The organism is Streptomyces sp. WAC 01529, assembly GCF_003945545.1.
Taxonomy (GTDB): Bacteria; Actinomycetota; Actinomycetes; order Streptomycetales; family Streptomycetaceae; genus Streptomyces; species Streptomyces anatolicus.
In genome coordinates this window covers 6005295-6019994 of the sequence record NZ_CP029617.1, presented here as the reverse complement: position 1 = coordinate 6019994, position 14700 = coordinate 6005295, and the positions used below count along the sequence as shown (strand labels likewise).

10 protein-coding genes are annotated in these 14700 nt (G+C 70.4%); 3 read left to right on the top strand and 7 right to left on the bottom strand.

Annotation, left to right across the window (positions count from 1 at the left end; all coding sequences use genetic code 11):
- Positions 1-60: 60 nt before the first annotated feature.
- From DMA15_RS27055 to DMA15_RS27045, 3 genes are all read right to left on the bottom strand, one after another.
- A complete protein-coding gene (locus DMA15_RS27055; RefSeq protein ID WP_125515352.1) occupies positions 61-399 on the bottom strand; it encodes a P-II family nitrogen regulator in 339 nt (112 codons plus the stop codon).
- Positions 396-1754 (bottom strand): ammonium transporter, encoded by a 1359-nt coding sequence (locus DMA15_RS27050; RefSeq protein ID WP_125515351.1) that lies wholly within the window; start codon positions 1752-1754, stop codon positions 396-398. Before DMA15_RS27050 ends, DMA15_RS27055 begins: the two co-directional genes overlap by 4 nt.
- A gap of 339 nt (positions 1755-2093) precedes the next feature.
- A complete protein-coding gene (locus DMA15_RS27045) occupies positions 2094-3566 on the bottom strand; it encodes a hypothetical protein (RefSeq protein WP_125515350.1) in 1473 nt (490 codons plus the stop codon).
- A 440-nt stretch (positions 3567-4006) separates the two neighbouring features.
- On the opposite strand from DMA15_RS27045, the gene DMA15_RS27040 reads away from it, so the two are divergent.
- A complete protein-coding gene (locus tag DMA15_RS27040; RefSeq protein ID WP_125515349.1) occupies positions 4007-4669 on the top strand; it encodes a bifunctional DNA primase/polymerase in 663 nt (220 codons plus the stop codon).
- 187 nt (positions 4670-4856) lie between these two features.
- On the opposite strand, the gene ftsY is transcribed toward DMA15_RS27040, so the two are convergent.
- Complete coding sequence (ftsY, locus tag DMA15_RS27035; protein ID WP_125515348.1) at positions 4857-6077, bottom strand: signal recognition particle-docking protein FtsY; 1221 nt, start codon at positions 6075-6077, stop codon at positions 4857-4859.
- Between the two features lie 198 nt (positions 6078-6275).
- On the opposite strand from ftsY, the gene DMA15_RS27030 reads away from it, so the two are divergent.
- Positions 6276-7736 carry a cytosine permease gene (locus DMA15_RS27030; RefSeq protein WP_125515347.1) on the top strand — a complete coding sequence of 487 codons (1461 nt, stop codon included), beginning with the start codon at positions 6276-6278 and terminating at the stop codon, positions 7734-7736.
- Between the two features lie 137 nt (positions 7737-7873).
- Positions 7874-8857, top strand: a complete 984-nt coding sequence (locus tag DMA15_RS27025; RefSeq protein ID WP_125515346.1) for an LLM class flavin-dependent oxidoreductase — start codon at positions 7874-7876, stop codon at positions 8855-8857.
- A 53-nt stretch (positions 8858-8910) separates the two neighbouring features.
- On the opposite strand, the gene DMA15_RS27020 is transcribed toward DMA15_RS27025, so the two are convergent.
- The 3 genes from DMA15_RS27020 to DMA15_RS27010 all read right to left on the bottom strand — a co-directional run bounded on the left by DMA15_RS27020 (position 8911) and on the right by DMA15_RS27010 (position 14550).
- Positions 8911-10335 carry a sugar porter family MFS transporter gene (locus DMA15_RS27020; protein WP_125515345.1) on the bottom strand — a complete coding sequence of 475 codons (1425 nt, stop codon included), beginning with the start codon at positions 10333-10335 and terminating at the stop codon, positions 8911-8913.
- A 209-nt stretch (positions 10336-10544) separates the two neighbouring features.
- The gene (gene smc, locus DMA15_RS27015; protein WP_125515344.1) at positions 10545-14111 is read right to left on the bottom strand and encodes a chromosome segregation protein SMC; all 3567 of its coding nucleotides are present in this window, start codon (positions 14109-14111) and stop codon (positions 10545-10547) included.
- Between the two features lie 235 nt (positions 14112-14346).
- Positions 14347-14550, bottom strand: a complete 204-nt coding sequence (locus tag DMA15_RS27010; RefSeq protein ID WP_030787543.1) for a hypothetical protein — start codon at positions 14548-14550, stop codon at positions 14347-14349.
- Positions 14551-14700 lie beyond the last annotated feature (150 nt).

Genomic DNA, 14700 nt, shown 5'->3' with positions numbered 1-14700 from the left:
CCAGCAGCTCCTGTTCAGTCCCGCTCAGTTCCGCTCAGTCGCGTGTCCGGTCCGGCCGGGTCACAGCGCGTCCGGTCCGCGTTCGCCGGTGCGCACCCGGATCGCCGTCTCGACCGGGACGCTCCAGACCTTGCCGTCGCCGATCTTGCCGGTCCGCGCGGCCTTGACCACGACATCGAGGACCTGGTCGGCGTCGTCGTCCTCGACCAGGACTTCGATACGGATCTTCGGTACGAGGTCCACGGTGTACTCGGCGCCGCGGTAGACCTCGGTGTGCCCGCGCTGGCGGCCGTAGCCGCTGGCCTCGGTGACGGTCAGGCCCTGGACGCCGAAGGCCTGCAGTGCCTCCTTGATCTCGTCGAGCCGGTGCGGCTTGACCACCGCGGTGATGAGCTTCATGCGTCCACCTTCTTGTTCTGCTGAGCCTGAGTGCCGGCCACGACCGGGCCGGGGACCGCCGCCGTACGCGGGACCGTGCCGCCGCCGGCGCCGCTGAAGTCATAGGCGGTCTCCGCGTGTTCGACCTGGTCGATGCCGGCGACCTCGTCATCCTCGCTGACCCGCATCCCGATCGTCTTGTCGATCAGGAGGGCGAGGACGGCGGAGGCGACGAGGGAGTAGGCGAGGACGGCACCGACGCCCGCGAGCTGCTTCCACAGCTGCTCCAGGCCGCCGCCGTAGAAGAGGCCCTTGGCCGTCGACTGCCCGCCGCCCGTGGCGAAGAACCCGACGAGGATCGAGCCGGCGACACCGCCGACCAGGTGGACGCCGACGACGTCGAGGGAGTCGTCGAAGCCGAACCGGAACTTCAGGCCGACCGCCATGGCGCACAGCAGACCGGCGATCGCACCGATGGCGATGGCGCCCAGCGGCGAGCAGGAGCCGCCGGCCGGGGTGATCGCGACGAGCCCGGCGACCGCTCCGGAGGCCGCGCCCAGTGTGGTGAAGGCGCCGTGGCGGATCTTCTCGTAGAGGAGCCAGGCGAGCATGGCCGCGGCGGTGGCGACCTGCGTGTTGACGAACATCAGCGCGCCGACGCCGTCGTCGTTGCCGAGCCACGACCCGGCGTTGAAGCCGAACCAGCCGAACCACAGCAGGGCCGCGCCGAGCATCACGAGCGGCAGCGAGTGGGGCCGCATCGGGTCCTTCTTGAAGCCGACGCGCTTGCCGATGACGAGGATGACGCCGAGCGCCGCGGCACCGGCGTTGATGTGGACGGCCGTGCCGCCCGCGAAGTCGATGACGCCCAGCTCGAAGGCCCAGCCTCCGGCGCCCCACACCCAGTGCGCGACGGGGAAGTACACGACCGTGGCCCACAGCGCGACGAAGAGCGCCCAGGCGGTGAACTTCACGCGGTCCGCGAGGGCGCCGCTGATCAGCGCGGGCGTGATGACGGCGAACATCAGCTGGAAGACGGCGAAGACGTAGACCGGGATGGTGTAGCCGTCCCAGAGCTGGTTGATGCCGAGGCCGCTGAGCCCGACGTAGTCGCTCTCCCAGCCGAAGAGGCTGCCGTGGTCGGTGCCGAACGCGACGGAGAAGCCGTACAGCACCCAGAGGATGGTGACGATCCCCAGGCTGATGAAGCTCATCATCAGCATGTTCAGGGTGCTCTTGACGCGGACCATGCCTCCGTAGAAGAAGGCGAGTCCCGGTGTCATGAGCATCACCAGGGCGGAACAGATGAGCATGAACCCGGTGTTCGCGGCAGACAGCTCGGGGGCGTCTGCGGCGATCGTGATGCCTGGGGGCATCGGCGTCTCCTCGTCGTCGTATGCGGCCCGTGCGGGCGAAGCCTGTGCGGTACCGAGGGGGCCCGTGCTCCTGGGGAGGTCGGGGCTGTGGGCCGGTTATGCGCCAAGAGATTGGCGCAGCGCCGTTTCGGCGGGCGCCCCTCGGTGTTTCGCCGCAGTGACGAAGAGGTCGTGCGTGTTACACGTCCATGAACTGGCGGGTCGGGCGGGGCGGGATTTCCTACCCTGCGCACGGTGTGAGAACCGGCCGCGGCGGCCATCCGGCTGACTGGCGTAGGGGGAGCCGAGTCGGGCTGTTCGGGATGGTCGCGCCGCGGCCGGAGCCGGTCGTGCCGGGTCTCAGACCGCTTCCGCGGTCTCCGGCATCTCGATGGCGAGCCGTTCGGTGAGCTGGACGACTTCGGAGACGTCCCCGAAGTCGCGTACGGCGGTGTCGACGGTCTTGCGGAGCCGGGTGTTGACCCGCTCGGAGCGGACCTTCTTGGCGATGTCGAGGGCCTGCCCGGCGAGGACCGTGCTCTGCTCGGGCTCGCGCTGGAGCAGGTGGACGGTGGCCTTGCCGATGAGGTTCAGGGCGTACGAACGCTGGTGCTCGGCGTCCGTCTCGAACAGCTCGACGGCGCGGTCCATGACGGGCTCGGCGAGCGAGGCGTAGGTGGGGCTGCGGCCCGCCACGTAGGCCAGGTCGCGGTAGGAGTGGGCGTTCTCGCCGTTCAGCTCGGCCTCGGAGAAGAAGCGGATCCAGTCCGGCTCGGGCTCGTCGAACTCCTCGGCGTCGGCGAAGGTGTCCTCGGCCATCCGCACGGCCCGCTTGCACTTGCCGGGCTGGCCCATGCTGGCGTAGGCGCGGGCCTCCATCGCATACAGCATCGACTGGGTGCGGGGGCTCGCGCAGTCACGGCTGCCGTACTGCGCGAGGTGGATCAGTTCGAGCGCGTCGTCCGGGCGGCCGAGGTGGATCATCTGACGGCTCATGCTGGAGAGGATGTACGACCCGAGGGGCTTCTCGCCCGCCTCCTTCGCGGCGTGCAGGGCCAGGACGAAGTACTTCTGGGCGGTGGGTTGCAAACCCACGTCGTAGCTCATCCAGCCCGCAAGCTCGGCCAGCTCGCCCGCGACCTTGAACAGGCGCCGGGAGGTGGCTTCGGGCTGGGGCTCCTGGAGCAGGTCCGTCACCTCGTGCAGCTGGCCGACGACGGCCTTGCGGCGGAGCCCTCCCCCGCACTGGGCGTCCCACTGGCGGAACATCACCGTCGTGGACTCCAGGAGGTCGAGCTCCGGTTTGGACAGGCGGGCCGGGCGGCGCATCGCGGCCGGGTCGGGCTCCTCGCGGGGCGCCGACGGCGAGGGCACCAGCCAGCGCTGCATGGGCTCGATGAGGGCGGGGCCCGCGGAGAGCGCGAGCGAGGTGCCGAGGAAGCCGCGCCGGGCCAGCATCAGGTCGCTGCGGGAGAACTCGCTGATCAGCGCGACGGTCTGCGGCCCGGTCCAGGGCAGGTCGACACCGGAGGACGCGGGCGTGCGGTGGGCGGCGCGCAGGCCCAGGTCCTCGACGGCGACGACACAGCCGAACCGCTCGGAGAACAGCTCGGAGAGGATGCGGGGGATCGGCTCGCGGGGGTTCTCCCCGTCCAGCCAGCGGCGCACCCGCGAGGTGTCGGTGGAGATGTGGTGGGCGCCCAACTGCCGCGCCCTGCGGTTCACTTGGCGCGCCAGCTCGCCCTTGGACCAGCCGCTGCGCACGAACCACGACGTGAGCATCTCATTGGGGCGCTTCTCAGCGTTCGTACCGCTTCCGCCATTGCCGCCCACTGGAACGCCCCCATCCTTCAAGACACCTGCGCGCCGTCCACGCCGTGCGCTTTCTCCATGTCAAGCCCTAACAGAATGCCGCCTGTTGCGGCCGTCCGTCCGGAGAATGTCACCCATCGAACAGGGAACCGACTTGCCTCCGGCATACCCACGGGTGGTCGAAATCCCGGGGCCGTGTACTGAAAGTAATCCTACGATCACCCCTCCGGCGAGGGCGATTCCGGAAACGCCACCATTCGCCACCCCTTCGAATGAACTCCCGCTCCACGGCACGCGATTCACTTGACAGGTGACGGCCGACAAGGGGCGGAACGGAGCACGCCGGGGCGCATATCGCCGGGCGCACCACCCGTGAGACCTCCAAGCGCCGCCTCAAGGACAGAGGGTCACGTTCCGATTCCCTCACGTAACCGCGGCACGCTCGACCCGTTGGAGGGGGCATGGGCTTCACGATCGGCGGCACCCGGGGGACCGACAAGCTCCGGACCGGATCACGGCGGCGCGGCCGCCCGTCGGACTGTACGGCGGTGGCGGAGTACACCGGACTGTGGGGCTGGGACGCGGTGCCCGGCGCCCGCGCGTTGGACGGAGCCTGCTCCTGCGGCGCCGGTGACTGCGCCGCTCCCGGCGCGCACCCACTGGGCTTCGCCCCGGAGATCCCGGCCGGGGCCACGCTCGACGAAGTGGCTCAGGCCTGGGCCGAGTTCCCCGGAGCGGCCGTGCTGCTGCCGGTGGGGCGGGCCTTCGACGTGATCGAGGTGGCGGAGACGGCGGGGCGGCGGGCCCTGGTCCGGCTGGAGCGGATGGGGCTTCCCCTGGGGCCGGTGACGGTCACCCCCGACGGCCGGGCGCAGTTCTTCGTCGCCCCGGGCGCCGCCGCCGAACTCCCTCGGCTGCTCTACCGCATGGGGTGGGACGACGCCGCCCTCGACCTGCACGGCCTGGGCCCGGGCGACCACATCACGGCGCCCCCCTCGGACCGCGGCGGCCTCGGCCCGGTCCGCTGGCTGCGCTCCCCCGCGCTGGACTCGGCGACGGACCCGCCGCAGGCCCGGCTCCTGCTCGGCACGCTGGCGTACGTGGCGCACCGCTCCCCGGCGTAGACGCCGGAAGGGCCCCCTCGCACCTGCGCCATGCGAGGAGGCCCTGCTGTCCTTGCGTGCACCCCGAAGGGGCACGGGGAGCCATGTGCGCCCCGAAGGGGCGCGGGGAACTGCGCGACCAGCCACGACGCACCCGCAGAAAACCCCACGGGCCAACCGCAGCCGACGCACCTGACTCCCGGCGGGCCTACTCGCCGATCAGCGCATCCACGAACGCCTCCGGCTCGAACGGAGCCAGATCGTCCGCGCCCTCACCGAGACCGATGAGCTTGACCGGCACGCCCAGTTCACGCTGGACGGCGACGACGATGCCGCCCTTGGCGGTGCCGTCGAGCTTGGTGAGGACGATGCCCGTGATGTCGACGACCTCGGCGAAGACCCGCGCCTGCACCAGGCCGTTCTGCCCGGTCGTGGCGTCAAGGACGAGCAGCACCTCGTCGAGCGGGGCGTGCTTCTCGACGACGCGCTTGACCTTGCCCAGCTCGTCCATCAGGCCCGTCTTGGTGTGCAGCCGGCCCGCGGTGTCGATGAGCACGACGTCCGCGCCCTCGGCGATGCCTTCCTTGACGGCGTCGTAGGCGATGGACGCCGGGTCGCCGCCCTCGGGGCCGCGGACCGTGCGGGCGCCGACGCGCTCGCCCCAGGTCTGCAGCTGGTCGGCGGCGGCGGCGCGGAAGGTGTCCGCGGCGCCGAGGACGACGGAGCGGCCGTCGGCGACGAGGACGCGCGCGAGCTTGCCGGTGGTGGTGGTCTTGCCGGTGCCGTTGACCCCGACGACCATCACGATGCCGGGCGTCTCCAGCCCCGACTCGGTCTTCACGGTGCGGTCGAAGTCGGTGCCCGCGCCCGTGCCGAGGAGCGCGATCAGCTCCTCGCGCAGCAGGGTGCGCAGCTCGTCCGGCGTGCGGGTGCCGAGCACGCGGACCCGCTCGCGCAGCCGCTCGACCAGCTCCTGGGTGGGGGCGACGCCGACGTCGGCGGTGAGCAGCGTGTCCTCGATCTCCTCCCAGGTGTCCTCGTCGAGGTGCTCGCGGGACAGCAGCGTGAGCAGCCCCTTGCCGAGCGCGTTCTGCGAGCGGGAGAGCCGGGTGCGCAGCCGGACCAGGCGGCCGGCGGTGGGCTCGGGGGTCTCGATCTCCGGCGCGGCCGGTTCCTCGACGACGACCGGGGCCGAGGCCGTCGGCTCGGCGAGCGGGAGTTCCACCTCCTCGATCGTGCGGCGCGGTTCGTCGCGCGGCGTCTCGGCCTCGTCGCCGACCTGCGGTTCGGCGGAAGGGGCGGTGATGGTGGGCGTGCTGGACGGGGCCTGCGGGGGCAGCTGCTTCTTCTTGCGGCTGCCGATCACGAGCCCGCCGAGCGCGCCGATCACGACCACGGCGATGACTACAGCAAGGATGACGATTTCCATAACCCACCCAGTATCCGCCATGGCCCTCGCGGAGGCCCAGATTGTGTCTTCCTCCAAAGAACATATGCCCCTAGAAGGCACTACTCGGATTAAAGTACGATGGATGTCCCCGCATCAACGCGCGTAGAGTCCATCGCGATTACCCCCACCGACGGATCGCGACGTTGCGAGCCGAGCGAGAGGCACGGACCCACCCCCATGAGCAGCACCACCGCCGAACCTGAAGGCGCCCTCGAAACACGCGGCCTCGAGCCCGTCCCGGACGCCGAGCGCACGGGCCGCACCCGTGAGCTGTTCCCCACCTGGGTAGCGGCGAACATCAGCGTTCTGCTGCTCACCATGGGCGCGGGCCTGATCGTCTCCAACGGCCTGAACTTCTGGCAGGTCCTGGTCGTCGCGCTCGTCTCGCCCCTGCTGAGCTACGGCATGGTGGGCCTGATCTCCATCTCCGGCAAGCGCGGCGGTTCGCCGGGCATGACGCTCTCGCGCGCGGTCTTCGGCCAGCGCGGCAACCTCTTCCCGGGCGCGCTGATCTGGGTCGCCCGCTGGGGCTGGGAGACGATCAACGCGGTCACCGGCGCGTACGCGATCATCACGGTCCTGGACATCTGCTTCGGCGTGGAGTCGAGCACCTGGCTGACCGTCGTCACGCTCGTCGCCTTCGTCGCCTGTACGTTCCTGATCAGCGGCCTGGGCCGCAAGATCCTGCACATCTGCAGCACGTGGTCGACGTACGCCTTCGGCGCCTTCAGCGTGCTCGTGCTGATCTACCTCATCGCCGAGGCCGACTGGTCCGCCGTCTTCGACCAGCCCGCGGGCTCCACCGCGATGATGGTCGCGGGCGTCGGCACGATCGCCGCCGGCGGCATCAGCTGGGTCCCCACCGGCCCCGACTTCACCCGCTACCTCCCGCGGAACGCCTCGAACAAGCCGCTGGTCGGCCACGCGGTCGGCGGCGCCGCCATCGTGGTCGTCCCGATGGTCCTGATGGGCGCCGTCATGGCGGTCTCCGCGCCGAAGCTCTCCACCGCGCAGGACCCGGTCTCCTTCCTCGGCTCGCTGCTCCCGACGTGGATCGCGGTGCCGTACCTGATCATGGCCCTGGTCGGCATGCTTCTGATCAACTCGATGTCGATGTACTCCGCGGGCTTCACCGCCATGACGCTCGGCATCAAGGTCCCGCGCGCGTGGGCCGTCAGCGTGAACGCCGTCATCAGCCTGATCTTCGGCTACATCCTGATGAACGTGGCGACGAGCTTCATGGGCTCGTTCATCTCCTTCCTCACCCTGCTCGCGGTCGCCTTCTCCGCCTGGATCGGCGTCTTCGGCATCGACATGCTGCGCCGCAAGACGTACGACGGCGAGGCCCTGATGGACACCAAGCGCACCAGCGCCTACTGGTACAAGGCCGGTTTCGCCTGGCAGGCCATGACCGCCTGGGCCGTCGCCCTGATCGTGGGCCTGCTCTTCACCAAGGTCGACTGGTTCAGCGGCCCGCTCGCCACCTCCTGGATCGGCCGCCACGGCCTGGGCTGGCTGGCCACCATCCTGGTCGCCGCGGCGCTCTACGCGCTCCTGCCGAAGACCCCGCTCGTCGAGAAGGACGCGGCGGTCACGGGCGGCAAGGGCGAGGGCGAGAGCAAGCTGGTCTCCGCCTGACCGGATCGGCGAAAGCCGCCTGATCCACGCCAACTTGCCGACGACGGGACCCAACTTCCGTACGAGGCTACCCATCTGACATCACGTCAACTAACGTCCCCCTTCGCCGCCCACGCACGGTGAAGGGGGACGTTTCCATGCCCACCACAGTCGTACGGTTCAACCTCGTCGATCCCGCGGCGACACCCGCCTCGCTGAGCGAGCGCTACAAGACCGCGCTGGAGATGGCCACGTACGCGGACGACCGCGGCATCACCACCCTCCAGACCGAGGAGCACCACGGCGCCGAGAACAACTGGCTGCCCTCCCCGCTGGCCTTCGCCGGAGCGGTCTTCGGGGCGACGCGGCGCATCGCGGTGACGGTGTCGGCGGTCATCGGCCCGCTGCACGATCCGCTGCGGCTCGCCGAGGACATCGCCGTACTCGACCTGCTGAGCGGCGGCCGTCTGGTCACCGTGGCGGGGATCGGCTACCGGCCCGAGGAGTACGAGCGGGCGGGCGTCGACTTCACGCGCCGCGGCAGGCTCCAGGACGAGCTGCTCGAGACGCTGCTGAAGGCCTGGACCGGCGAGCCCTTCGCCTTCCGCGGCCGCACGGTGCGCGTCACCCCGCGCCCCTTCACCCAGCCGCACCCGATGCTGCTGGTCGGCGGCTCGTCGAAGGCGGCGGCCCGGCGCGCGGCCCGGCTCGGCCTGCCGTTCTTCCCGAGCGCGCACCTGCCGGACCTGGAGGCGTACTACCGCGAGCAGCTCGCCGAGCACGGCACTGAGGGCTGGACGATGATGCCCGCCGCCGAGACGCCGCTGCTGCACATCGCCGACGACCCCGACCGCACCTGGGCCGAGCACGGCGAGCACTTCCTGCACGAGGCCCGCACCTACGCGTCCTGGCAGTCCCGGCAGATCCGCTCGGCGGTGAAGTCGGCGGCCACCACGGTCGAAGAGCTGCGCGCGGAGGGCGTCTACCGCGTCCTGACGCCGGAGGAGTGTGTGACGTACGCGAAGGGCGACACCGGCAGTCTGATCCTGCATCCGCTCGCCGGCGGGATGCCCGTGGACGAGGGCTGGCGCAGCCTGCACCACTTCTGCGAAAACGTACTGCCCCGGCTGAAGGACAAGTGAGCACGAGTCCTTGAGCCGGGGCAGCTTCCTCAAGAGGAGGGGGCAGCGGGGGTTTAGCCCATCTCCTCCAGGGCCTTGCCCTTCGTCTCCTTGACGAACTTCATGACGAAGGGGATCGAGAGGGCGGCGAAGGCGCCGTAGATGATGTACGAGCCGGTCAGCGACCACTCGGACATGCTCGGGAAGGTCTTGGTGATCGCGAAGTTGGCGAGCCACTGGGCGGAGGCGGCCACACCGAGCGCGGCGGCGCGCAGCCGGTTGGGGAAGATCTCGCCGAGCAGCACCCAGACGACCACGCCCCAGGACAGGGCGAAGAAGAGCACGAAGGCGTTGGCGGCGATGATCGCGGTCAGGCCCTGCGCGTTGGGCAGCGAGACGTTGTCACCGGAGCCGGTCTTGTACGAGAACGCCCAGGCCATGGTGAACAGGGCCGCGGCCATGCCCGTCGAACCGATGATCGCCAGCGGCTTGCGGCCGATGCGGTCGACGAAGATCATCGCGATGACCGTGCCGATGATGTTCACGATCGACGTCTCGAACGAGTACAGGAACGAGCTGGAGGGGTCCTTGCCGATGGACTGCCACAGCTGGTTCGAGTAGTAGAAGATCACGTTGATGCCGACGAGCTGCTGGAAGACCGAGAGGCCGATGCCGATCCAGACGATCGGCAGGAAGCCGACCTTGCCGAGCAGGTCCTTGAAGGACGGCTTGTGCTCCCGGTGCAGGCCGTGCTCGATCTCCTCGACGCGCGCGTCCAGGTCGATGGCGTGGCCCTCGACCTCGCCGAGCACCTTCTTGGCCTCGGTGTGGCGGCCGGCGGAGACCAGGAAGCGCGGCGACTCCGGGATGATGAAGGAGAGCAGGCCGTAGAGGACGGCGGGGACGACCATGACGCCGAGCATCCACTGCCAGGCCTCCAGGCCGCCCAGCTTGCCGCGCTGGTCGCCGTCGGCCATGTTCAGGATGCCCCAGTTGACCAGCTGGGAGACGGCGATGCCGATGACGATGGCGGCCTGCTGGAAGGAGGCCAGGCGACCGCGGTAGGCGGGCGGCGCCACCTCGGCGATGTACGCCGGGCCGATCACCGAGGCCATGCCGATGCCGACGCCGCCGATCAGGCGCCACATCGTGAGGTCCCAGGCCGCGAACGGCAGCGCCGAGCCGACGGCGCTGGCCGCGAAGAGCACGGCGGCGATCTGCATGCAGCGGATGCGGCCGATGCGGTCGGCGATGCGACCGGCGACCGCGGCGCCCACGGCACAGCCCAACAGCGCGGTGGCGATGATCCAGCCGAGCGTGTCGGCGTCGACGTCGAAGCGGTGCTGGATGGCGACGGTGGCGCCATTGATCACCGAACTGTCGTAGCCGAAGAGGAAGCCACCCATCGCGGCCGCCGCCGTAATGAAGATGACATGGCCGAGATGGTCCGGGTGGGCCTCTCTGGCTCCGGACTGTGGCGCCTGCGATGTGCTGGTCACGTGTACTCCTCGGGCCACCGGCTGCACTGCCGGGGGTGGGGGCGAGCTCTTCAAGTGGCGCACAACTTCGTGCCGCCCACCACCTGAAGGTAAAAGCAACGTTGCAGAGACTATGCCTTCAAGTTTCGAAGTCAATAGGGGGGCTGCTGTGAATTTTTAGGCACTCTGGGAGTGCTTACGTTCAAGTCTTGAAGCGTTGAAGGGAGCGTCTAGCGAAGGCGCTGGCTGATGACCTTGGAGACGCCGTCGCCCTGCATGGAGACTCCGTAGAGCGCGTCCGCGACCTCCATCGTGCGCTTCTGGTGCGTGATCACGATGAGCTGCGAGGCCTCCTGCAGCTCCTGCATGATGCGGATGAGCCGCTGGAGGTTGGTGTCGTCGAGCGCCGCCTCGACCTCGTCCATCACATAGAACGGACTGGGCCGTGCCTTGAAGATCGAGACGAGCAGCGCGACGGCCGTCAGCGACCGCTCACCGCCCGACAGGAGCGAGAGCCGCTTCACCTTCTTGCCGGGCGGCCGGGCCTCGACGTCCACACCCGTGGCGAGCATGTTGTCGGGATCCGTCAGGATGAGCCGCCCCTCACCGCCGGGGAACAGCCGCGAGAAGACTCCCTCGAACTCACGGGCCGTGTCCCGGTAGGCCTCGGTGAAGACCTGCTCGACGCGTTCGTCGACCTCCTTCACCACCTGAAGCAGGTCGGTCCGCGTCTTCTTCAGGTCCTCCAGCTGCTCGCTGAGGAACTTGTGGCGTTCCTCCAGCGCCGCGAACTCCTCAAGGGCCAGCGGGTTCACTTTTCCGAGCTGCTGGTACGCCCGTTCGGCTGACTTGAGCCGCTTCTCCTGCTCGGCGCGGACGAACGGCACCGGCCTGTTCCGGGGGTGCTCCGGGTCCTCGGGCAGCTCCTCGCCCTCGGCGGCGGGCGAGGGCGGCACGGGCTGGTCCGGGCCGTAGTCGGCCACGAGCCCGGCCGGCTCCACGCCGAGTTCCTCCAGCGCCTTGGCCTCCAGCTGCTCGATCCGCAGCCGCTTCTCGGCGCCCAGTACCTCACCGCGGTGGACCGAATCCGTCAGCTTGTCCAGTTCCGCCTTCAGATCGCGGCCCTGGTTGCGCGCGGCGGCCAGCTCCCGCTCCCGCACCTCCTTGGCGCGCTCGGCCGCGGCGCGCTCGTCGTCGGCGCGTACGAGGGAGACCTCGACGTGGGCGAGCAGCTGCCGCCCACCGGAGGCGACGGCCTCGGCGACGGCCGCCTCGTGGCGCAGCCGCGCCTTGCGCCGCTCGGCACGCGCGCGTGCCTCACGTTCGACGCGCGCGGCCCGGTCCAGGGAGTCGGCCCGCCCCGCGAGCGCCTTCACCCGCTCCTCGTGCGTACGCGCCTGGAGCCGGGCCTCCATCTCGGTCTGGCGGGCGTTGGCCCCGTCGGCGGCGAGGCGGTCCCGCACCGAGGTGTCGGGCTCCTCCTCCCCTCTTTCCCCGGCGGGGGCCGCCTCCTCCGCCACGGCGAGCCGCTCGGCCAGCTCCTCCGCCTCCTCGACCGCCCGGTCAAGCGCCTCCTGCGCCTTGGCCGCGGCGGCCGCTGACCGCTCGGCCTCCCCCGTGGCGCCCCGGGCCTGCCCCGCGAGCCGCCCCAACTGCTGGGCCACGGACGACTTCTCCCGGTCGGCGGCCCTGCGCCGCTCCCCCAACTCCTCGACCAGCGCGGCACATTCCTTGCGCCGCTCCCCCGCACTCGCCTGCTCCCGCGCCAACTCCTCGCAGCGCACGGCGAGTTCGGCGAGCTCGGCCGCGGCCTCGTCGACGGAGGCCTGGACCTCAAGGAGGCTGGGCGCACCGGCCGACCCGCCCTGCGCGAAGTGCGCCCCGAGCAGATCGCCCTCCGCGGTGACGGCGGTCAGCTCCGGATGGGCGTAGACCAGGTCCTCGGCGTCCTCCAGCGTGCCGACGGCGACGATCCCGCGCAGCAGCCGCCGCACGGCGGGCATCAGCTCATCGGGACCCCGCACAAGATCAGCGACGCACGGCGGCCCCTCGGTCCGCTTCGGCTGTACGTCGTCCGGGGCGCCGGAGAGCAGCAGTGCGGCGCGCCCCGCGTCCTGCTTGCGCAGCAGCCGGATGGCGTCGGCGGCCGTGCGCGGGCCGTTCACCGCGATCGCGTCGGCCGCGGCGCCGAGTGCGGCGGCGACCGGGACCTCGTAGCCGGGGGCGACGGTGAGCAGTTCGGCGGCGGGGCCGAGGAGCCCCGCGAGCTGCTCCTTGGCGCCGAGCAGCGCGCCGGTGCCGTCCTTGCGGCGCAGCCCGAGGGCGAGGGTCTCGTGCCGGGCGGCGACCGCGGCCCGCTCACGCTCGGCGGCGGTGGCCTCCTCGCGGGCGGTGGTGAGGGCGGCCTCGGCCTCGGCGAGGTCCCGCTTGGCCGCGTCGTGCCGCTCGCCCAGTTCCGCGTCGTCCGCGTCGAGCCCGTCGACCTCCGCCTTGAGCTGCTCGTACTCCTCCTGTGCGGCGACCGCGCGCTCGGCGGCCTCGTCCCGCGCGAGGGCGAGCCTTTCGATCTCCGCCCTGGCGGAGGCGGCACGCGAACGGGCCGCGTTGACCTGGCCGCCGAGGCGAGCGAGCCCTTCGCGCCGGTCGGCGATGGCCCGCGCCACGTCCTTGAGCCGCCGCTCCTCGACCGCCAGCTGCCGCTCCAGCTCGGCCCGGTGGGCGACCGTGTCCTCCAGCGCGTGCTCGGCGGCTTCCAGGGCGGCTCCCAGCTCCGCCTCCTGCTCCCGGATTCGCGCGGCCTCGCGCTCCATCTCCTCGGGGTCGCGGCCGCGCCGCTCTTCCGGGGGCGCCGCGGTGGCGCTCTTGACCCGGGCGTCGGCCAGCGAGACGGTGCCGCGCACCCGCTCGGCGAGCTGGGAGAGTTCGTACCAGGTCTGCTGGGCTTTCTGGAGGCGCGGGCTGAGGCGCCGCACCTCCTCCTCCAGCTGCGCCTCGCGCTGCTGGGCTGCCTTGAGGGCGGCCTCGGCGCTCTCCTTGCGTTCCTTGAGGGCGGCCTCGTCGGCGATCTCCGCGTTCAGCGCCTCGCGCAGCCGTACGAGGTCGTGGGCGAGCAGACGCAGCCGGGCGTCGCGCAGGTCGGCCTGGATGACGGCGGCTCTGCGGGCCACGGCGGCCTGCCGGCCGAGCGGTTTGAGCTGGCGGCGCAGTTCGTCGGTCAGGTCCTGTACGCGCGCGAGGTTGGCCTGCATCGCGTCGAGCTTGCGCAGCGCCTTCTCTTTGCGCTTGCGGTGCTTGAGGACGCCCGCGGCCTCCTCGATGAAGGCGCGGCGCCCCATCGGGTCGGCGTGCAGCACGCCGTCGAGCTGGCCCTGGCCGACGATGACGTGCATCTCGCGGCCGATGCCGGAGTCGGAGAGCAGTTCCTGGATGTCGAGGAGGCGGCAGGTGTCGCCGTTGATCTGGTACTCGCTGCCGCCGTTGCGGAACATGATCCGCGTGATGGTGACCTCGGCGTACTCGATGGGGAGCGCGCCGTCGGAGTTGTCGATGGTGAGCGAGACCTCGGCGCGGCCGAGCGGGGGGCGCCCGGTGGTGCCGGCGAAGATGACGTCCTCCATCTTGCCGCCGCGCAGGGACTTGGCGCCCTGCTCCCCCATGACCCAGCTGAGCGCGTCCACGACATTGGACTTGCCGGAGCCGTTCGGACCGACGACGCAGGTGATGCCGGGTTCGAACTTCAGCGTCGTGGCCGACGCGAAGGACTTGAATCCGCGCAGGGTCAGGGCCTTGAGATGCACGCCGTCGGACTCTACCTTTCACTGGCCGTTTCACCGATGAAGGTGCAGGGCACATCAGACGGTAAAGGAAGCGGCGTACGCGGGAGCACGGGGGAGTAAGTACGCGAGAGCAAGAAAGAAGGGACGCCGAAGCGTCCCTTGCAGATCTGGAGACAGCGGCTGACAGGACAGCCTGACCACGTGCTTAGAACAAGGTGCCTTTAAGGCAAGGCCCTGGGTACGGCATCAAGGGTGGTCAGGTGAGCGCAGGCTCCGCCTGGGGTACGTCGATGCTCTCCATGAGCGATTCGTGAGAAGCGGCAGCCGCGAGCGCGTCGTTCTCCTGCTGAATCCGAACGAGCTCGGATTCCAGGTCCTGGACGCGCTGCTGGAGCCGTCGCATCTCGGCGAGGAGTCGCGGGTCGCTGCCGCCGACGTAACCGAGAAGCGCCTTTGCCATGATGGATGGTCCTCCACAATGAGTGACCGACCGAAGCGGTGCGGTGTGGGTCGTGAGGGAATCGCACCCGCGGTGCTTGGCACTCTTTGTTCTGCTGGTCTTGCTGGCCGTTCACATGCCAAACAGCTAAGGTGCGCGGGGCTTCCAGAG